Here is an 18,384-nt window from a genome sequence, read left to right as displayed (position 1 = left end):
CTGAGTTTCATATCCATCAACCGATAGGTTTTCCACTCTTGAGCCAGCCATCGCTTCAGGCCAATCGCATTATCACGCTAAGCCTTGAACCCAATGATCCGCAGCGCCTTGCCAGCCTATGCGGCCAGCAGGACGAGCACCTAAAGCTGATTGAAAGCCGCATGGATGTGACGCTACGCAACCGAGGCAATGTGTTCCAACTCGCGGGCGCAGCTAACCGTATCAAGGCCGCTGCAAACGTACTGGAACACCTTTACCGTGAGACGGCAGCAGAAGAGCTATCGGCTGACACAGTGCATCTTTTTCTACAAGAATCAGGGCTTGAAGCACTCGATGAAGAAGAAGATGGCGAAGGCGATAGTGATGAAGTGATCATGCGCACCCCGCGCACCATGATTAAACCCCGCGGCCTTAATCAACAACGCTACGTCAACAGCATTCGCGAGCACGATATTAATTTCGGCATTGGCCCTGCGGGTACCGGTAAAACGTATCTTGCCGTGGCGGCCGCTGTGGAAGCGTTGAATCAGCAGGAAGTGCGGCGCATTTTACTCGTGCGTCCAGCGGTGGAAGCTGGTGAGAAGCTTGGTTTTTTACCTGGCGATCTGGCCCAGAAAATCGACCCTTACCTGCGCCCGCTTTACGATGCACTTTATGAAATGATTGGTTTTGAGCAGGTGGCCAAACTGATTGAGCGCCAGGTGATTGAAATTGCGCCGCTAGCCTACATGCGCGGCCGGACACTCAATAATGCCCATATCATTTTGGATGAGAGCCAAAACACAACACCGGAGCAGATGAAAATGTTCCTGACGCGAATCGGTTTTGGTTCCACCGCCATCATTACCGGCGACGTCACCCAGGTCGATCTCCCTAAGGGACAGCGCTCAGGCCTGATCCAGGTACTCGACGTATTAAAAGGCACACCGGGAATTGGCGTGACGCATTTTGCCGCTAAAGATGTGGTTCGCCACCCGCTGGTGCAACGCATCATTGAAGCCTACGATGCCTTTGAATCCCAACAGGAAGTCGAAGAACGTGCCCGCCAAGAGGTACGCAAGCAAGAGCGAGAAGCTCGCCTAAAGGCCCGTGAAGACTCAGGAGATACGCTCTAATGAGCGATATCGTGATCGACCGCCAAGCGGCCATCGATGATCAGCACCTGCCGAGTCAGACTCAGCTCACCCACTGGGTGAGCGATGTCCTGGCCGCACATCCTGACGACGCACGCCGGGAAATGACCATTCGGTTTGTCGACCCTGCCGAAAGCCAGTCGCTGAACCGCGATTATCGCGGCAAGGACAAACCCACCAATGTGCTATCGTTTCCGTTCGAGAACCCACCGGGCATAACGCTACCGTTACTTGGTGATTTGGTGATTTGCCATGCGGTGGTTGTGCAGGAAGCCGAGGAGCAGCATAAAGCCCTTGAGCATCACTATGCCCATATGGTGATTCACGGCACCTTGCACCTACTGGGTTATGACCACATGGACGACGACGAGGCCGAGGCAATGGAGCAATGTGAGCGCGTTCTGCTTGCGGCCCTGGGCATTGCTGACCCCTATATCGCCGAACTGTAAGACTTAATGCCTATACGCTGAACTGGTATCGCGCCCCTAGTCAGTGATAAAACACTTCTTCACATTACGCCATCTGAGTCCGTCAACAAGAGATTATCCGCATGAGCGAAGACCGATCGAGCAACGCCAATCAACGATCCTGGCTCGAGAAACTCTTTGGTGCCCTTTCCGGCGACAACGACGAACCCAGCTCACGCGATGAGTTACTGGAATTTTTACGCCACGCGGCAGGACGTTTAAAGCTTGACCAAGACGCCATCATGATCATTGAAGGCGCATTGGAAATTAGCGATCAACAGGTCCGCGAAATTCTCATTCCCCGCTCACAAATCTCGGCAATTACCCTCGATCAAACCAGCGAGGAGTATTTAGCGCTCATTCAAGAGACCGGCCACTCTCGCTACCCGGTGATTGGTGAAAACCTTGACGATGTAAAAGGCATTTTGCTGGTCAAGGACCTGCTGCCCCTGCTCTCGCAAACCCAGGCCGAACGCGATGCGTTTCAGCTTGATGACATTGTCCGCTCGGCGATGTTTATCCCCGAGTCCAAGCGGCTTAACAGCCTACTTAAAGAATTCCGTGATACCCACAACCACATGGCCATTGTGGTCGACGAATACGGTGGCACGGCGGGCATCATTACCATCGAGGATATTCTTGAGCAGATTGTCGGTAATATCGAAGATGAGCACGACGCTGACGAAGAAGAAGATATCCGTGAGTTAGGCAATAAGCGCTATGCCATTCGCGCGCTCACCACCATTGACGACTTTAACGATCATTTCGATACCCAATTCTCTGACGATGAGTTTGATACCATCGGCGGGCTGGTGATGCAGCAGTTTGGCCACCTCCCTCAGCGCGGAGAATACACCTATCTGGGCGGCTGGCGCTTTGAGGTCCTCAACGCCGACAACCGCCGCATCCGCTTGCTTGAGGCCTACCGGGAACAACGCCCTGACACCAGCGACGACGAGCAAGAAGACGTGTAACCTTTACGCCTCACGCTCAGGACATTCGCTAGATAGGATATCGCGTTATGGGTAGCATTCCCGCTGTGTATCAACAGCTTATCGCCGCGCTGCTGGCTGGCGGCTTAACCACACTGACCGCATCACCGTTTGAGCTTTGGTGGCTAGGCCCGATCGCAGCAGGTTTAATGTACGCGGGTATCCATCAGCTCACTCCCGCACAGGCAGCGCTAAAAGGGTGGTGCTACGGGATAGCGCTGTTTGGCAGCGGCGCCTCCTGGGTGTACGTATCGATTCACGACTACGGCTACACGGGCGTACCGCTCGCGCTATTTCTCACCGCCCTGTTTGTCTGCGTGCTGGCGCTTTTTTTTGCCGGCACGCTATGGCTTTACCGCCGTTTTACCGGCCCGCGTCTGGCGTTAGTAAGCTTTGCTGGCGCCTGGGTGCTGGGCGAAGTACTGCGAACGTATTTATTCACCGGCTTCCCCTGGTTATTGTTAGGTTCAGGCTATGTGGATTCACCACTAGCCGCCTGGGCGCCCATTGGCGGCGTTTATTTACTTTCCCTGCTGGTCGCCCTTAGCGGCGGGCTTGGGGCAGCACTTCTCCTGAGACGCCAATGGTGGACGCTGGCACCGCTGGCCGCCATTTGGCTGATTCCGCTGGCAATGCCATCGCAATGGACAACTCCCGTTGAGACGCCAACGCGGGTAGCGCTTTTACAAGGTAATCTTCCCCAGCTTCAGAAGTGGACCCCAGAAGGTCAACGCAATGCCGCTAACACCTACAGCGACTTAACCCGCGACGTTGCTGACGAAGTGGACCTGATTGTCTGGCCGGAAACCGCCCTACCCATGATGGAAACCCAGGCGCGACCGGTGCTTGAGCGGGTACAAAGCAATTTACCCGCCGACACGGCGCTGGTGACCGGCGTGGTCCAGCGAGACATCGACGAGCGCTTGTTCAATAGTGTGGTGGGCGTGGGCAACGTGGAAGGCAGCTACCAAAAAGAGCATTTGGTGCCCTTCGGCGAATACCTGCCGCTGGAAAGCCTACTGCGCGGCGCGATCAACTTTTTCAATCTGCCCATGTCGAGCTTCGCCAAAGGCGAGCCTGATCAAGCGCCGATGCAGGCGGCAGGCGTCAGCATTGGCCAGGCCATATGCTATGAAATTATTTATCCGCAGCTGGTGGCCAGCCGCGCCAAAGACAGCAACGTACTGATGACGTTGTCTAACGACACCTGGTTTGGCGCATCAATTGGCCCCCACCAGCACTTACAAATGGCACGCCTGCGGGCGCTGGAAAACGGTCGCTACGTTCTGCGCGCCACCAGCAACGGCATTACCGCGATCATCGATCACCAGGGTGGCATCGTCGAGCGCGCACCGCAGTTCGAAACCGCATCGATCACCGGAGAGTTCTTCGCCACGGAGGGCTTAACGCCGTTTACCCGTATGGGTAGCTGGCCGGTGTGGTTTTTAGCCGCACTCATGGCGTTGGCAGGTGTTTCGCGGACGCGTCACCAGTAAACTGTGCACACCGCATTAGCGGCTTAGCGACAATTCGCCTAACGATGCCAGCCCCATTAATCGTTGGCTGGCATCCGAGAGTCGATAGTCCGCTAGCAGTTCCACTGATTCTGCGAGAGAGCCTTCATTGCCATGTTGAAATCCCGTTCTTTTTTATTACTTGTCGCGTCACCCCTTGTTGTCGCGTTGGTCCTGGCGGGCATTATCTTTGGTGGGCAGGCAATGTCTGACGGCAATGTCGACAGCGATATTCAACACGCGCTGGCAGATGAACTGGATACGTCGGGTGATATCGAACTTTCGAAGCTTCAAAAAGTGCAATATGGCTATACGATTTGCGGGTTATACCGCACGGCATCGTCAGACAGTGGTTACGCATCGTTTCTATACGATAAAGAAAACGACAGCGTTGAATTAGATATCAATTCGCGTCGTTATAAATCGCGCTGCAGCCTCTCCGTTGCCTGTCAGTAATTTACTCGCTTTCATCGACAAGCCGATTAATATCAGCCACCGCATCGGAAATCGGATGACTATCGCGTATTAAAAACTGCGCCTCGCCTTCACGATCAAAGGCGAAGACAGCACTGGTGTGCGTCACTATATAGTCGCCGCGCTGATTAGGCTCTTCGTACTCATACGTCACCCGCATGCGGTTAGTCAGGGCGTCAATTTCCTCTAAATCTCCCGTTATGCCGATAAAGTCAGGTCCAAAGGCATTTGTGTAACGCTTGACGACCTCTGGCGTATCACGCTCAGGGTCCACACTGATGAACAACACCTGGATGTCTTCGCGAACGTCATCATCAAGCTGATTCAGCGTCCCCGCGAGTCTGGCAAGCGTAATTGGGCATACATCTGGGCAGTACGTATACCCAAAATAAACCAGCGTGACCTTACCCAGAAAATCTTCAGCTTCTACGGCCTGACCGTCTTCATCGACCAGCGAAAAATCCAGCGGCGGTTGGATCTCAGATGTATCTGCTGTGCGCCAACTTCGCTCACTACAGCCGACGAGCCACAGCGACATCAACCCAATGAACAACCATTTATACATTGATGAGTCCTGATTGCAGCGCATTAAAGTGATGCGGGCGACACCACATCGAAGGTTACCGGCAGCCGCTGCTCATCACTGAACTCCAATAGCACCTCGACTTCATCGCCTACTTCTAATGCATCCTTGCGGCCAATCAACATCAGGTGGTGCCCTTTGGGTACAAACTCGAAATGTTCGCCTGCTGCCACTTCTATTTCCTCAACCGCATGCATGTGCGCCATGTCGTTTCGTTCGGAACTCACGTGTAGCTCAACGTTTTCAAAGGCATCACTTTCGGCCCCGACCAAAACAACAGCCTCATCACCCGCATTATATAGCTGAAAATAGCCGGCCCCCGGCTGTTCACCGGGCAATAGGCTCACCCTTGCGTCGGTGACTTGCACATCTTGCGCAAAGGCACTGCCAGCCGCTAAGAACAGCACCGCCATACCGCTCGCCACATGCCGACAGGAAAAAAGCAAGTTGCTCATCATGTTTGTTATCCACTCTATAAAAGGCCCAGCATTGCTGGCTAGGAACGACACTTTAACCTGCCGTCAGTTTTCTACAACCCGGCTGCGACATTGTGTCAACTGGCGCTGCCGCTAACGACTTAACTAAAAAAGCCCTGCCAAAAGACAGGGCTTTTTCTCTGCAAACATCATGCTTTATGGGTGGCCGGTATTTCTCCTAACACCTCAGGAATCGTAGTTTTCACATAGCGACCAGGGGCCGGCTCAATCACTTCCAACTCGCCTTCCCCCGGCTGACGTGCAGCGACCATTTTTTTCGGGGCTGGATCAGCATAGCCATTTTCGGTCATCCAGGCTTGCCAGTGTGGCCACCAAGAACCCTCATTGAAGGTAGCCCCTTCCAGCCAGGCGTCATGGCTTTCGGGCAGCTTGTCATTGGTCCAGTAGCCATATTTTTGCTTGTGTGGCGGGTTCACAATGCCGGCAATATGGCCTGACCCACCCAATACAAAGGTGCTGGGGCCTTTGGGCAACAAGGCACCATAATAGCTGCTGTTCCATTTGGCGATATGGTCTTCTTTGGCCGCCACAAAGTAGCTTGGCGCCGACACTTTTCTCAGGTCAATTTTTACACCATCGAGTTCAATACCACCTGGTTCGACTAGCTTGTTCTCCAGATACATATGGCGCAGATACCAAGGATGCGTGCCGGCCGTCAGATTAGTACCGTCGGTATTCCAGTAAAGCAGATCGAAAGCGGCCGGGGTTTCACCTTTCAGATAATTATTGATGTAGAACGACCAGAACAGATCATTCTCGCGCAGCAGATTAAAGGTGTACGCCATGGAACGGCCATCCAAATAGCCCTTTAATTGCATGCTCTCTTCGATGCCTTCTAAAACACGCTCGTTGAGGAACACACCGATATCGCCAGGGTCGCGGAAGTCCTGCAGGGTCGCCATGTAGGTGACTGATTTCACCTTGCGGCCGCGGCGCGTGCTGGTGAGGTAGGCTACGGTCGACGCTGTCAGGGTACCACCGACGCAATAGCTCAAGAGGTTGACCGACTTCTCGCCGCAGGCTTTCTCAATCGCCTCCATGGCCGCAATGGGGCCCAATTGCATGTAGTCGGCCCAGGTGATGTCGTGCTGTTCCGGGCCGGGGTTGCGCCAGGAAATCAGGAACACGCTATGTCCCTGGTCGACCAGCCACTTCATCATCGAGTTTTCCTGGCGGAGATCAAGCACGTAGTACTTGTTGATCCACGGCGGCACGACCAGCAGCGGCGTCTTATAGGTCTTTTCAGTGGTCGGCGTGTACTGGATCAGCTGGATCAGCTCATTTTCATACACCACGGCCCCTGGGGTGACGGCAAGGTTCTCACCCACGCCAAAGGCGCTGCGGTCGGTCATGCGGACATTGATACCTTCGGCTGAATTGGCCAGGTCCTCGCGCAGGCGCTCGAGCCCCTCGACCAGGTTCTGGCCCTTGGTTTCCAGCGTGCGACGCATGACTTCAGGATTCGTCGAGACAAAGTTGGTCGGCGACATGGCGTTGACCACCTGGCGGGCATAAAAGGCCAGGTTGCGCTGATGGGTCTCGTCCATCCCGCTCAGGCTGTCCACCAGCTCATCCACCATCTGCGAAAACAGCAGGTACTGCTGCATGATGGCCATGAAGTGGGGTTCCTGGGTCCAGGCCTCGTCCTTGAAGCGCCGGTCGCCTTTATCGGGCATCACCAATGGCGCCACTTCTTCTCCGGCCATGGCCCGCATGCCCTGCTGCCACAAAAGCCACTGATCCTGCAGCAGGCGCGACTGGGTCTCCCACAGCAGCGTCGGGTTCTGCATCAGCGCCTGCGCGCCGGCCTCGAAGCTTTCCCGCATGTCACTGTAAATCGAGTCGGCCGCTTCGCTCGGTGCAATCCGCGATAACAGATCCTGCATGAGACCTTGATACTGCTCACCAATATCTTTTAGCTGCGCGTTCCACGCGTCCAGCTCTTCTTGAGAAAGGCCATGGGGCGGTAATTCCCACTCTGCTGACATCTTCGTTCTCCTTTACCGGCGCGGCAACGCTTACGCAGCCCGTAGGATGGCAGGTAATCAAGGGCTCAAAATGAGGCGCGGCGCCCTTGGGCGCCGCGATATAGGGGTATTAGCTCTTGCGCGACGACTGGCTGCTCGCCTTGGCGGGCTGTTCACCTTTCGCGGCGGAGCTGGCCTGGTCGGCCATCTGCTTGCCCGCTTCGCCAAACAGTTTTTCCATTTCCGCTTTGAACTCGAGGCTCATCTCGCTCATCACGCGGGCGTCTTCCTGCATCTGCTGGGACAGCTCGTTCATCATCGCTGCCTGCTGGGTGCCGAAGTCGCGCAGGCTTTCCGCATCCTGCACATCGGTGGCGTTGCGGATACGTTCAGTCCCCATCTGGCTGTAGCGCTTCATCGCTTCCAGCTGGTACTGAGTCATTTTTTCCATGTTGTTGAGCATCAGCGAGTTGATCTTGCGCATGGGCTCGAACATCTGGCGTGTCTGGGCGTTGAAGGCGTCCATCATTTTATCTTGCATCGTTTCTGCTCCTCTTTTCGTTCCTTGGCATGAGCCTTGAGCGACTCACATAAACGCAAATTGCTGCACTGCAAAAAGAGTAATGATTGACGGGGTGCTTTGCAACCACACCGACGGTCACGACGTTACTGCTTTAGTCGTGCCCCCTTCGCCGCATTACTCCGCTTTCCGCTTGGTCCTCGAGCGGGACGAGGCCGATGCGTTTGCATCGCTACGCTTGCTGCCCGACGATCCGCTTGAGGTGTTACTGCTGCTTTTCGCCTTTTCCTCGTCGGAGGTATTGCTGCTGGCATTACCGGCCTGCTTGAGCATATCCAGCATCATCTGCTGATAGGTGCCGAAGTTGGACAACCCCTGTGATAGTCCCTGCTGCATCATCGGCTGCTGCAGGTAGGGACGCATCAGGCTCATGGGGTCATACCCTTCAACACCGGACTCCATTTGCCGCTGAATGTTCTCAAGCAGGTTCTGCTGGAACGCTTCAACGTCCGGCAGACCCAACGCCTGGCGGAACTCATCGGGGGTGAGATCAAACTCAACGTTAATCTTCATAGGCAACTCCTCAACCAACTCCCATGAGTGTAGCAGCGTTATGCCAACTACACCGTGCCGCTAGCGTTGTATCAAGCGTGGCGTATCAACGCTTACCGAACCGTTCTGCCCGCGCTGGCGCAACCAGTGGTCGAGCAGCGTAATGGCCATCATCGCTTCGGCGATCGGCGTTGCCCGAATGCCCACGCAGGGATCATGGCGCCCCTTGGTGACCACCTCGACCGCCTGGCCGTGCACGTCGATCGAACGGCCGGGCGTAGTGATGCTCGAGGTCGGCTTCAGCGCCAGGCGCGCCACCACCGGCTGGCCGCTGGAAATGCCGCCCAGCACGCCCCCGGCGTGATTGGAAAGAAAACCCTCGGGGGTCATCTCGTCACGGTGTTCGCTGCCGCGCTGGGCAACGCAGCCAAACCCAGCGCCAATCTCGACCCCTTTTACCGCATTGATGCTCATCAAACCATGCGCCAGATCAGCATCCAGGCGATCAAATACCGGCTCGCCAAGCCCGACCGGTACGCCGTCGGCGATCACGGTAATTTCCGCCCCGACGGAGTCCTGATCGCGGCGCAGCTGATCCATGTAGTCCTCGAGCTCAGGAACCTTGGCCGGGTCGGGGCAGAAAAACGCATTCTCCTCGACGGCCTCCCAGGAGCCGAAATCAATCTTGATCGGCCCCAACTGGCTCATGTAGCCGCGCACCTGCACGCCCTGTGTCGCGAGGTACTGCTTGGCGATGGCGCCTGCGGCCACGCGCACCGCGGTTTCCCGGGCGCTCGAGCGACCACCGCCTCGGTAATCACGGTGTCCGTACTTGTGGTGGTAGGTGTAGTCGGCGTGGGCCGGGCGAAACTGGTCTTTGATTTTTGAATAGTCTTTCGAGCGCTGATCGGTATTCTCGATCAACAGGCCGATCGACGTACCCGTGGTCTTGCCTTCAAAGACACCCGATAAGATTTTTACCTGATCCGCTTCTTTGCGCTGGGTGGTGTGCCGCGAACTGCCGGGGCGCCGACGGTCCAGGTCACGCTGCAGATCCGCTTCGCACAGGGGCAGCCCCGGCGGGCAGCCGTCGACGATCGCGCCAAGTGCCGGGCCGTGGCTTTCGCCAAAGGTGGTCACGGTAAACAGCTTGCCAAATGTATTGCCTGACATGGGCGTTAATTCCTCATGCAAAAGACGCCGCATGGGCGTCGAGTTCAGCGGCGCTCAAGGCAAACACGCCTTGGCCGCCACGCTCGAATTCAAGCCACATGAAGGGCACCTCGGGAAAGGCGGCCTCCAGATGGCGGTCAGAGTTGCCGACTTCCACAATCAGCCATCCCTCGTCGGTCAGGTGCTCGCGCGCCTGGCGTAGAATGCGCCGCACGATGTCCAGGCCGTCATTGCCCGCGCCCAGCGCCAGTGACGGTTCGTGGCGGAACTCGGCGGGCATGGTGGCCAGGTCACGGGCATCCACGTAGGGCGGATTGGAGACGATCAGGTCAAAGCGCTGGCCCGCAAGCCCGTCGAACACATTGGCTTCCAGCGCACGGACGCGCTCGCCAACATCGTGACGGGTGATGTTCTGGCGCGCCACCGCCAGCGCGTCCTGACTGATATCGGCCAGGACGACCTCGCAGGTGGGCAGGTACAGCGCAGTGGCAATGCCGATGCAGCCCGAGCCGGCGCAGAGGTCCAACACCCTGGCGGGCGGCTCTTCCGGAAACCACGCGGCAAAGCCATCTTCGATAAGCTCGGCCATTGGCGAGCGCGGGATCAGCACGCGTTCATCAACGTCGAACGGGTAGCCGGCAAAAAACGCCTCGCCCAGCAGATAAGGCAGCGGTCGACGGGTGGTAATGCGTTCACGGGTGAGCGCCACGATGCGCTCACGCTCCATCGGCAACAGGCGCGCATCCTGCACGCCGGGGTCAACGTTCCAGGGCAAATGCAGCGCCCCTAGACACAGTGCCACGGCTTCATCCCAGGCCGACTCGGTACCGTGGCCATAATACAGCCCCGCCAGATAGAACTCGCTGGACACCCAGCGCAGGTAGTCGCGTAAGCTTAAGAGCTCGCTCACCAGTGCCGAATCCGGCAGGGAGAGAGCGGAGTGTGAAGTATCGGCGTTGAGATGCGTGGTCACATCGGCTCCTGATCAACTGAGGTCCCCATCCCCTGATGCTAGAGGGCATGGCATGGCGAAAGAAAAGATTGTACCTTTGACGCCGCCCGGTTCACAGCAACGCTCAGCTCGCTATACTGTGCGCTTGCAACCTTCCTTGCCCCTTTGCCACCTGAGCCTGTCATGACAAGACGCCGCCACCTGCCCGACGACGACGATATCAGCGCGTTTCGCCAAGCGCTGAAAGCCGCGGGCGTGCGCCGTATTGACTCCAATCAGGCCGACCCCGGCAAGCCCAGACGCAACGACGATGCCCAACAGATACGCCGCCAGGCGGCGGTGGAAAGCAACACCCTTGCCACCAGCGGCCGCACCTCCGATGGCCGGGTCGAGGCGGTGCGCCCTTCCGAATATCTGGAGTTCAGCGTTGCCGATTTGCCGTGGCGCACCTTCAGCCAGTTGAAACGTGGCCAGATGGCGTGGCAAGCAGGCCTCGACCTGCACGGCTATACCCTGGAAGAGGCCCGCGCCGAGCTCGAAAGCTTTCTGCGCGACGCCGCCTCCCAGGGGCTGCGCTGCGTGCTGGTGGTGCATGGCAAAGCCTGGGGCACCACGGCCGACTTCCCGGTCCTGAAAAGCCACACCAACGCCTGGCTGCGGGAATGGCCCGGGGTACTGGCGTTCTGCTCCGCCACCGAGCTCGACGGCGGCACCGGCGCGGTGTATATCCTGCTGCGTAAACGCGGGCAGTAGGCGGGCTATTCTGCCGCGTCCGAGGCAATGCCCGGCATTCTGCGCTCCAGGGCCTCATCGGCCAGGTGGCGGCCCAGTCGGATAAGATCTTTGGCGCGGTGGAATTCGTAGGTACTGCAGACGGTTTTGGGAATTTCGATCAGCACATCCGGCGGATAACCAGCAATCTTGTACTTGGCGAGCGCCGCCTGGGTGATATCGAACGATTCGAGAATCATATCAAGCTTGCCCCATTCGCGCTTGCCGCGAAGGTCCACCGTTTCATCGTCATCACTGTCGTCACTGCTGCCGCCTAAACCGCCCCATAGCCGCCGCGTCGTCGCGCGGACCTCTTCCATCCAGCCGCCAATGTTGGCGTCCCGGTCCCTCTCCAACTCAGTACGGCTGTCCTCACTCTCCCCCTGAGGCAGCAACTCCTCCAGCGTGACTGGCTGCGGGCTATGGGCGGTGACGTTCACCGCCACCACAAAGTCGGCCTCGTGGGCCGCTAAAATGGGCATCATCGGCAACGGATTCAGCAGCCCGCCGTCCACCAGCACCTGCTCGCCGATATGCACGGGGGTAATCACGCCGGGTACCGCAATCGAGGCGCGTATCGCGCGCAGCAGCGGGCCATTCTGAAACCATACCTCGCGTTGGCGTACCAGGTCGGTGGCCACGGTGGTTACCGGAATCGGCAGGTCTTCGATCAGCCTGTCGCCGACCAGCCCTTCGAGCTTGCTCATCACTTTGCTGGCGCGCATGGCGCCCATCGGACTCCAGGTCACGTCCACCAGCCTGAGCACGTCCAGGTAGTCCAGGTTACACACCCATTCGCGGTATTCCGGCAGCTTGCCCGACGCGTAAATCCCACCGATCAGTGCGCCCATGGAGCATCCGGCGATGGAAATAATCTCGAAGCCCCGCGCCTCGAGCGCTTCGATCACGCCGATATGCGCGTAGCCCCGGGCCCCGCCGCTGCCCAGCACTAACGCCACCTTATTGCCGCTCTGTTCATTGGCGTTGGTCACTTCGTTCATCGCGCACGTCCTTTTACTGATTCAGGCATTGCGAGCTCATGCGCCGTGATCACCTGAGCCACCTGCGCCACGGCCTCGGGCTCCAGGTGCAGATGATGGCCGCCCGCCACCACGTGGCGGGTCAACTGCGGCACCGCCTGGCGGGCTTTGGCCGCCCAGTCTCGCTCGCCCAGAATGCCCTGCTCCCCTTCTATCAATAGCACCGGGGCCTGAATATCCGCCAGTAGCGCCAACACCTGCGCAGGGGTAAAACGCACCAGTGACGGTTTCAGCAGCCGACTGTCGGTACGCATTTGTACGTGTCCGTCGGCCGTTGGCGCGGCGTTGCGCTCCACCAGCGGGGTCGCCGTAAGCGTATCCAGCGGGGTGACGCCACCCGCCACGCGCGCGGCCACGGCACTGGCCAGATCGGGGTAGCGCGGCGCTTGGGAGAGAGGCCGTCGGTGGGCCATCAGCCCCTTGCGTAGCTGACCGGCCGTTTCATTGGCGGGCGTATTCAGCGCGCCCAGACCATCCAGCAGGGTTAGCCGCGCAATCCGCGCCGGCATGGCGGCCGCCAGCAGGCAGGCCACCGCTGCGCCCATGGAGTGGCCAAGCAACGCAACCCGCTCAATGGCCAGTTCATCCATGGCATCCAAGACATCGTGGCAATAGTCCCACAACGCATAGTCGCTGCCCGCCGGGGCGTGCGCCGACTGCCCGTGGCCACGAAAATCGAGCGCCACAATGCGGATATCCAGCGCGTCCGAAAGCAAGGGTGCCAGGCGCGTAAAGCTTGCCGCATTATCCAGCCAGCCGTGCAGCGCCAGCCACACGGGGGCATCGTCACGCCCCCAGCTCAGGGCCGCCAGGCGCCCCTCGGCAAGGGCAAGCGGCTGAGGGGCGTGGGTTGAAGAGGGATGCATCATCAAACGTATCCTAAACAAGCCAGCCGCTTTACGCGCGGCCGGGTGACGGCATAAATCACAAACGGTACCATGCCAGCCTGATGGGCCTGTAGAAAATTACCCACGCCTGCCGACATACCCTGCTGCTTTTGATGAGGCTTTATATGAAACCCCACCGTGATACCCGTGCGCGCAACTGGGTCTTTTTTATCGCCGTTACCAGCGCCATCGTGGTGGGCCTTTGGCTGGCGCGGTAGCAACGAGATGCTTCAAGTCGCCTGACGCTTGCAATTTAATCCTCCCGGCTGAATACTGTATATAAATACATATCTCAAGCCGTGAGGATGCCGACAATGACGCAGCCCCTATCACCGGTCGCGCCCGCCTTGCCGTTGATGTCGCAGCCGCTGCCTTTTCCGCCGCTGCACGGCCGCGCGGGCGTTAGCGGTTTCCCCTCGCCCGCCCAGGATTATGAACCGCGTACGCTGGATCTCAACGCGCGCCTGATCAAGAACCCGACCCACACCTTCTATCTGTCAGCGACCGGCGACAGCATGGAAGGCTGGGGGATCTTTGACGGCGACCTGCTGGTCGTGGATCGCAGCGTTGCGCCACGCCTGGGCCATATTCTGGTCGCCATGTTCAACGACGAAGTGCTGATCAAGCGCTACGCCCTGCATCGCGGCACCCCGCACCTGTGCTCGGCCCACCCCCACTATCCGCCGCTCCCGCTGGAAGACACCGACTGCCAGGTATGGGGCGTTGTGCGCGCAGTCGTTCACGAATACCTGCGCTGAGAGGACGGCTATGATCGGGCTGGTCGACGCCAACAACTTCTACGTCAGCTGCGAGCGCGTCTTTCAGCCCCACCTGGAAGGCAAGGCCGTGGGCGTGATGTCCAACAACGACGGCTGCGTGATTGCCCGCTCGGCGGAGATGAAAGCGCTGGACATCCCCATGGGCACTCCCGCCTTCAAGCTCGAAGGGCTGCGCCAGCGCGGAGCGATTCACTTGCTGTCGTCCAACTACGAACTGTATGGCGACATGTCAGCCCGGCTTGCCCAGCTGCTGCGCGACGCCTGCCCGGACATCGCCCCCTACTCCATCGATGAAATGTTCATCTATCTGGACGGGCTGAGCGAGCGCCAGTGCCAAACCCTGGGTGAAACGCTGCGCCGACGCATTCGCCGCTGCCTGGGGCTGCCGGTATGCGTTGGGCTGGCCACGACGCACACGCTGGCCAAGCTCGCCAATCACGCCGCCAAGCAACAGCCGCATTTCCAGGGCGTCTGTCTGCTCAACGGACAGGATGCGACGACCAAGGCGCTACTGGCGCAAACGCCGGTCAGCGAAGTGTGGGGCGTGGGCCGACGGCTGGCCGAACGGCTTGCCATTGGCGGCATTCATACCGCCTGGGACCTGCGCGAGAGCGATACCAAACAGCTGCGCAAGCGCTTTTCGGTAGTGCTGGCACGCACCGCGCTTGAGCTGCGCGGCACGTCCTGCCTGGACATGAACGCAGTGGACCAACCACGCCAGCGCATCATGACGTCGCGCTCGTTTGGGCAAGCCACTGGCGTAAAACATCAGGTACACGATGCGCTGCGCCGCCACGCCCAGCGCAGCGCCGAAAAACTCCGCCAGCAGCACAGTCTGGCGCGCTCGGTGATGCTGTTCCTGAAAACCAACCGCCACCGTCGTGACCAGCCGCAGTATTTTCCCCACGCGCTGATCCCGCTACCCACGCCCAGCGACGATACGCGGGTGATTCTCGACGCCGTGCGCCAGGGCCTCGAACAGATATACCGCCCCCGCTACCGGTTCATGAAGGCGGGCGTGATGCTGCTCGACCTCGTCGATGCCCAGCAGCACCAGCTATCGTTGCTGAACGCCCCGGCCCACCACCATCCGCGGTTGATGGCCACGGTGGACGCCATTAACCAGCGCATGGGGCAAGGCACGATCCGCTTTGGCATGACCGATGACGATGCCCCCTGGCAACTGCGCTGTGCCCATCGCTCCAACCGCTTTACCACGCATTGGGATGAGCTGATGGAAGCCGGCACGCATCCCGGTGCCATTGCTGACGCCAGGTCAAAACGGCAGCGCTCAGCGAACCTGTAGCGCAAAGCGCAACCGCGGACTTAGAGCTTCACCCAGCGCCACCATGGCGACCAGAATGGCCAGCAACCACGGCCAGTGCGCGGCAAACGACACCTGATAAATCCCCAATGCATCGATAAAAATCACCACAATGCCCAGCGGGCTAACGTAACGCACCATGGACAGCCACAGCGCATAGGGCAACGGCGCCAGCCCAAGCTCATCACGGAACGTCTCGCTCTTCAGCACAAAGCCTGCCAGCACGACCATGCCCAAACCGCCCAGCGGCATCATCAAGCGTGAAGTCAGGTAATCCAGCCAATCGAAAACGCTTTTACCGGCCAGCGTCCAGTCGGCGCCCAGATTGAATGACAGCATCGCCAGGGTACTGATCAGCCACAGCACGATACCCGTGCTCCACGAGGCGGTGCGCCGTGAAATGCCTTTGTTATCGCACAGCCAGGACACCGTTGCCTCGACCATCGAAATCGCCGAGGTGAGCGCGGCCATCGACAGCATCAGGAAGAACAGGGTACCGAACAGCGTGCCGAGTGGCATCGCCTGAAAGGCCAGCGGCAGGCTCATGAAGATGAGCCCCGGCCCTTCGGCGGGATTCATGCCGTTGGCAAAGATCACGGGGAAGATCGCAAGCCCGGCCATCAATGCGACCACCGTGTCGGCTATCGCGACACTCAGCGTGGTGCGGGCGATCGAAGTGCCTTTGGGCAGGTAGCTGCCGTAAGTAAGAATCGCCCCGGACGCCAGCGACAGGGTGAAAAACGCATGCCCCAGAGCCGCCAGCATGCCCTCGCTGGAAAGACTGCCGGCATCGAAGGAAAACAGGAAGCTGAACGCCTGAGCAAAACCGCCCGAGAAGACCCCGAAGGCGATCAGCAGCGCGAGCATCAGCACCAGCCCCGGCATCATCCAACTGACGCTTTTTTCGATGCCTTCCTGCACGCCTTTGCCGACAATCAGCATGGTCAAAAGCGTCACCAGCGTGCTCCAGAAGCCAAGGTTCCAGGGGTTGGCATTGTTGGCCTCGAACACCGCGGCCATATCGTCAACGCTGCTACCCGCCAGCCCGCCGGTGAGCATTTTCCACAGGTAGGCAAACGACCAGCCCGCCACGACCACGTAAAACGACAGGATCATGAAGCCGCAGAGCATCGCCATCCAGCCGACCAATGACCACGCCGACGAACGGCCGGATTCCCTGACCACCCGGCGAATGGCGTCCACCGGGCTGCCCAGGCCACGCCGTCCAAAGGCAATTTCGGTCATCATCACCGGCACGCCCACCGCCAGAATACAGGCGAGGTAGACCAGCACGAAGGCGCCGCCGCCAAACTCCCCGGTGATATAAGGAAACTTCCAGATATTGCCCAACCCAACGGCCGAGCCCGTGGCGGCCAGCATAAAGCCCCAGCGGCCAAGCCATTGGATACGAGGTTGCTCAGAAGACGCCATGACCCGCTACCCTGTTGGAAAAAAGCGCATATCCTAGAGGATTTTGGCGCGAATGCCCAAAAAATCCTGACACGCTCTCGCCGGTTACGTGGCGTAAACCGCCGCTTTGGCATCGGCATCGAGACGTTGAGCGGTCTGGTCGACGCGCCGCAGCCAGGCGAGCAACAGCGCCCCCAGGGCCACAAAGCCACCGGCCAGCCAGAGGCCGACGCTATAGCGGCCGGTCGCCTCAGCCAGCATGCCGGTAAGCGCCGGGGCGATGATCTGCGCGCTACCGTAGGCCAGGGTCATTTTACCCATCAGCCGTGCGGGGCTTGCGGGATACAACCGCCCCGCCATGGTCAGCACCAGACTGACACAGCCAAGGAAGGTGCCACCGTAAAGCACCGCGCTGAATAACACGGCGGCCAGGCTCGTGGTCACCGCCGGCAGGACGATGCCGATGACCTGCAGCCCCATGGCCACAATCAACGCACTCAAATAGCCGATCCGACGCGCGACCAGATCCCAGAGCATCACCGCTGGGGCTGCCGCCAGCCCCACCAGCGCAAAGGTCCAGTTCCCGGCACCGGCCAGCAGCGGCTCCCGCTCCACAATCGTGACGATAAAGGTGGCGCTGATTACATAGCCATAGCCGGCGCAAAAATAGGCCGCAAGCATCCAGCGCATGAAGGTCCGGGTGGGCGGCGTGGCAGCGGCTTCGCTCCCGGAGGCACCGGGCACGGCGGGCGTTGGTCGCGGCAGCCAGCGCCAGGCAGGCACCAACAGCCCCACCGCAAGCACGCTGAATCCCCACCACTGCGCCTGCCAGTTCATCGACAGCGCCAGCATCGCCTCCACCGCCACGGCGGCGAGCACAATACCCAGGCCCAACCCGGCAAAATGAATGCCCAGTTCAACGCGCTGGTGGTGCTGAATCAGCCAGTGCATGATCAGCCCCGACGCCAGCAGCATCGCGCCGCTGCTTGAAAAACCCGCCAAAAAGCGCAGCCCCGCCCACAACCAGAAATGCTCGGTCAATGCCATGCCGGCCGTGGTCAGCACAGCGAGCACCAGACACAGCCGATACAGGGTGTCTTTGACATGGATGCTGCGCACGGTCGCCGCCAGCAGGGCGCCGAACATATAGCCGGCGTAGTTCAGCGCCGCCAGCCAGCCGCCATCGGCGTCGCCTATCCAGCTCTGCTGCTGCATGACCGGCAGTAGCGGCGTATAGGCAAACCGCGCCACCCCGATACACAGCAACTGACTGAATACGCCCGCCAGCAGCACCTTGAAGCGCTGCGAGCCTAGCGAAGCGATGGTCATCGGCCTGCTCCTTGAACACC

The 18,384-nt window shown here is 59.3% G+C and carries 19 protein-coding genes; 8 read left to right on the top strand and 11 right to left on the bottom strand.

All coding sequences use genetic code 11. The annotated features are described in order from the left end of the window. The first annotated feature begins 38 nt into the window (after positions 1–38). The 5 genes from GA0071314_RS06215 (at position 39) to GA0071314_RS06195 (ending at position 4,562) form a co-directional block, all read left to right on the top strand. A complete protein-coding gene (locus GA0071314_RS06215) occupies positions 39–1,115 on the top strand; it encodes a PhoH family protein (protein ID WP_074395843.1) in 1,077 nt (358 codons plus the stop codon). After that, positions 1,115–1,582 (top strand): rRNA maturation RNase YbeY, encoded by a 468-nt coding sequence (gene ybeY / locus GA0071314_RS06210; RefSeq protein ID WP_074395842.1) that lies wholly within the window; start codon positions 1,115–1,117, stop codon positions 1,580–1,582. The genes GA0071314_RS06215 and ybeY overlap by 1 nt, the downstream gene beginning before the upstream one ends. A gap of 101 nt (positions 1,583–1,683) precedes the next feature. Then, complete coding sequence (locus GA0071314_RS06205) at positions 1,684–2,574, top strand: HlyC/CorC family transporter (protein ID WP_074395841.1); 891 nt, start codon at positions 1,684–1,686, stop codon at positions 2,572–2,574. A gap of 47 nt (positions 2,575–2,621) precedes the next feature. Further along, positions 2,622–4,088, top strand: a complete 1,467-nt coding sequence (gene lnt, locus GA0071314_RS06200; protein ID WP_074395840.1) for an apolipoprotein N-acyltransferase — start codon at positions 2,622–2,624, stop codon at positions 4,086–4,088. 132 nt (positions 4,089–4,220) lie between these two features. Beyond that, the gene (locus tag GA0071314_RS06195) at positions 4,221–4,562 is read left to right on the top strand and encodes a hypothetical protein (RefSeq protein WP_074395839.1); all 342 of its coding nucleotides are present in this window, start codon (positions 4,221–4,223) and stop codon (positions 4,560–4,562) included. Position 4,563: 1 nt separating this feature from the next. Here the strand turns inward: GA0071314_RS06195 and GA0071314_RS06190 are convergent, their stop codons facing one another. The 7 genes from GA0071314_RS06190 to prmB all read right to left on the bottom strand — a co-directional run bounded on the left by GA0071314_RS06190 (position 4,564) and on the right by prmB (position 10,845). Beyond that, positions 4,564–5,145: an SCO family protein gene (locus GA0071314_RS06190; protein ID WP_074395838.1), complete on the bottom strand. Its 582-nt coding sequence runs from the start codon at positions 5,143–5,145 to the stop codon at positions 4,564–4,566. Positions 5,146–5,168: 23 nt separating this feature from the next. Further along, a complete protein-coding gene (locus GA0071314_RS06185) occupies positions 5,169–5,621 on the bottom strand; it encodes a copper chaperone PCu(A)C (protein ID WP_074395837.1) in 453 nt (150 codons plus the stop codon). Positions 5,622–5,788: 167 nt separating this feature from the next. Beyond that, positions 5,789–7,648: a class I poly(R)-hydroxyalkanoic acid synthase gene (gene phaC, locus GA0071314_RS06180; RefSeq protein ID WP_074395836.1), complete on the bottom strand. Its 1,860-nt coding sequence runs from the start codon at positions 7,646–7,648 to the stop codon at positions 5,789–5,791. A 109-nt stretch (positions 7,649–7,757) separates the two neighbouring features. Further along, on the bottom strand, positions 7,758–8,168 hold the full coding sequence (locus GA0071314_RS06175; protein ID WP_027336261.1) for a phasin family protein: 411 nt from the start codon (positions 8,166–8,168) through the stop codon (positions 7,758–7,760). A gap of 156 nt (positions 8,169–8,324) precedes the next feature. Continuing rightward, positions 8,325–8,720: a hypothetical protein gene (locus GA0071314_RS06170; protein ID WP_074395835.1), complete on the bottom strand. Its 396-nt coding sequence runs from the start codon at positions 8,718–8,720 to the stop codon at positions 8,325–8,327. A 60-nt stretch (positions 8,721–8,780) separates the two neighbouring features. Next, positions 8,781–9,872 carry a chorismate synthase gene (aroC, locus tag GA0071314_RS06165; protein WP_027336263.1) on the bottom strand — a complete coding sequence of 364 codons (1,092 nt, stop codon included), beginning with the start codon at positions 9,870–9,872 and terminating at the stop codon, positions 8,781–8,783. Positions 9,873–9,885: 13 nt separating this feature from the next. Then, positions 9,886–10,845 (bottom strand): 50S ribosomal protein L3 N(5)-glutamine methyltransferase, encoded by a 960-nt coding sequence (gene prmB, locus GA0071314_RS06160; RefSeq protein ID WP_074395834.1) that lies wholly within the window; start codon positions 10,843–10,845, stop codon positions 9,886–9,888. Between the two features lie 162 nt (positions 10,846–11,007). Here prmB and GA0071314_RS06155 point away from each other — a divergent pair, with 162 nt between their 5' ends. Then, entirely contained in the window at positions 11,008–11,577 is a 570-nt protein-coding gene (locus GA0071314_RS06155; protein WP_074395833.1) for a Smr/MutS family protein, read from the top strand. 5 nt (positions 11,578–11,582) lie between these two features. On the opposite strand, the gene GA0071314_RS06150 is transcribed toward GA0071314_RS06155, so the two are convergent. Beyond that, a complete protein-coding gene (locus GA0071314_RS06150) occupies positions 11,583–12,596 on the bottom strand; it encodes a patatin-like phospholipase family protein (protein ID WP_074395832.1) in 1,014 nt (337 codons plus the stop codon). Then, positions 12,593–13,504, bottom strand: a complete 912-nt coding sequence (locus tag GA0071314_RS06145; protein ID WP_074395831.1) for an alpha/beta fold hydrolase — start codon at positions 13,502–13,504, stop codon at positions 12,593–12,595. Before GA0071314_RS06145 ends, GA0071314_RS06150 begins: the two co-directional genes overlap by 4 nt. A gap of 332 nt (positions 13,505–13,836) precedes the next feature. On the opposite strand from GA0071314_RS06145, the gene GA0071314_RS06140 reads away from it, so the two are divergent. Beyond that, the gene (locus GA0071314_RS06140; RefSeq protein ID WP_442905948.1) at positions 13,837–14,280 is read left to right on the top strand and encodes a LexA family protein; all 444 of its coding nucleotides are present in this window, start codon (positions 13,837–13,839) and stop codon (positions 14,278–14,280) included. Positions 14,281–14,290: 10 nt separating this feature from the next. After that, positions 14,291–15,607 carry a Y-family DNA polymerase gene (locus GA0071314_RS06135; protein WP_074395829.1) on the top strand — a complete coding sequence of 439 codons (1,317 nt, stop codon included), beginning with the start codon at positions 14,291–14,293 and terminating at the stop codon, positions 15,605–15,607. On the opposite strand, the gene GA0071314_RS06130 is transcribed toward GA0071314_RS06135, so the two are convergent. Further along, the gene (locus GA0071314_RS06130) at positions 15,593–17,056 is read right to left on the bottom strand and encodes a sodium-dependent transporter (RefSeq protein ID WP_074395828.1); all 1,464 of its coding nucleotides are present in this window, start codon (positions 17,054–17,056) and stop codon (positions 15,593–15,595) included. The two genes, GA0071314_RS06135 and GA0071314_RS06130, sit on opposite strands and share 15 nt — an antisense overlap. Positions 17,057–17,140: 84 nt before the next feature. Beyond that, on the bottom strand, positions 17,141–18,364 hold the full coding sequence (locus GA0071314_RS06125) for a YbfB/YjiJ family MFS transporter (RefSeq protein WP_074395827.1): 1,224 nt from the start codon (positions 18,362–18,364) through the stop codon (positions 17,141–17,143). Between the last annotated feature and the right edge of the window lie 20 nt (positions 18,365–18,384).

It is taken from the genome of Halomonas sp. HL-93, from assembly GCF_900086985.1.
Taxonomy (GTDB): domain Bacteria; phylum Pseudomonadota; class Gammaproteobacteria; order Pseudomonadales; family Halomonadaceae; genus Vreelandella.
This window is presented reverse-complemented; position numbering and strand designations above follow the sequence as displayed.

Bases quoted from the DNA above. Each gene is read 5' to 3' on its own strand.
- lnt (WP_074395840.1), top strand. From the start codon at position 2,622: ATGGGTAGCATTCCCGCTGTGTATCAACAGCTTATCGCCGCGCTGCTG.
- GA0071314_RS06140 (WP_442905948.1), top strand. From the start codon at position 13,837: ATGACGCAGCCCCTATCACCGGTCGCGCCCGCCTTGCCGTTGATGTCG.
- GA0071314_RS06155 (WP_074395833.1), top strand. From the start codon at position 11,008: ATGACAAGACGCCGCCACCTGCCCGACGACGACGATATCAGCGCGTTT.
- aroC (WP_027336263.1), bottom strand. From the start codon at position 9,872: ATGTCAGGCAATACATTTGGCAAGCTGTTTACCGTGACCACCTTTGGC.
- GA0071314_RS06170 (WP_074395835.1), bottom strand. From the start codon at position 8,720: ATGAAGATTAACGTTGAGTTTGATCTCACCCCCGATGAGTTCCGCCAG.
- GA0071314_RS06185 (WP_074395837.1), bottom strand. From the start codon at position 5,621: ATGATGAGCAACTTGCTTTTTTCCTGTCGGCATGTGGCGAGCGGTATG.
- phaC (WP_074395836.1), bottom strand. From the start codon at position 7,648: ATGTCAGCAGAGTGGGAATTACCGCCCCATGGCCTTTCTCAAGAAGAG.
- GA0071314_RS06125 (WP_074395827.1), bottom strand. From the start codon at position 18,364: ATGACCATCGCTTCGCTAGGCTCGCAGCGCTTCAAGGTGCTGCTGGCG.
- GA0071314_RS06190 (WP_074395838.1), bottom strand. From the start codon at position 5,145: ATGTATAAATGGTTGTTCATTGGGTTGATGTCGCTGTGGCTCGTCGGC.
- GA0071314_RS06130 (WP_074395828.1), bottom strand. From the start codon at position 17,056: ATGGCGTCTTCTGAGCAACCTCGTATCCAATGGCTTGGCCGCTGGGGC.
- GA0071314_RS06175 (WP_027336261.1), bottom strand. From the start codon at position 8,168: ATGCAAGATAAAATGATGGACGCCTTCAACGCCCAGACACGCCAGATG.
- GA0071314_RS06205 (WP_074395841.1), top strand. From the start codon at position 1,684: ATGAGCGAAGACCGATCGAGCAACGCCAATCAACGATCCTGGCTCGAG.
- GA0071314_RS06150 (WP_074395832.1), bottom strand. From the start codon at position 12,596: ATGAACGAAGTGACCAACGCCAATGAACAGAGCGGCAATAAGGTGGCG.
- GA0071314_RS06145 (WP_074395831.1), bottom strand. From the start codon at position 13,504: ATGATGCATCCCTCTTCAACCCACGCCCCTCAGCCGCTTGCCCTTGCC.
- ybeY (WP_074395842.1), top strand. From the start codon at position 1,115: ATGAGCGATATCGTGATCGACCGCCAAGCGGCCATCGATGATCAGCAC.
- GA0071314_RS06195 (WP_074395839.1), top strand. From the start codon at position 4,221: ATGTTGAAATCCCGTTCTTTTTTATTACTTGTCGCGTCACCCCTTGTT.
- GA0071314_RS06135 (WP_074395829.1), top strand. From the start codon at position 14,291: ATGATCGGGCTGGTCGACGCCAACAACTTCTACGTCAGCTGCGAGCGC.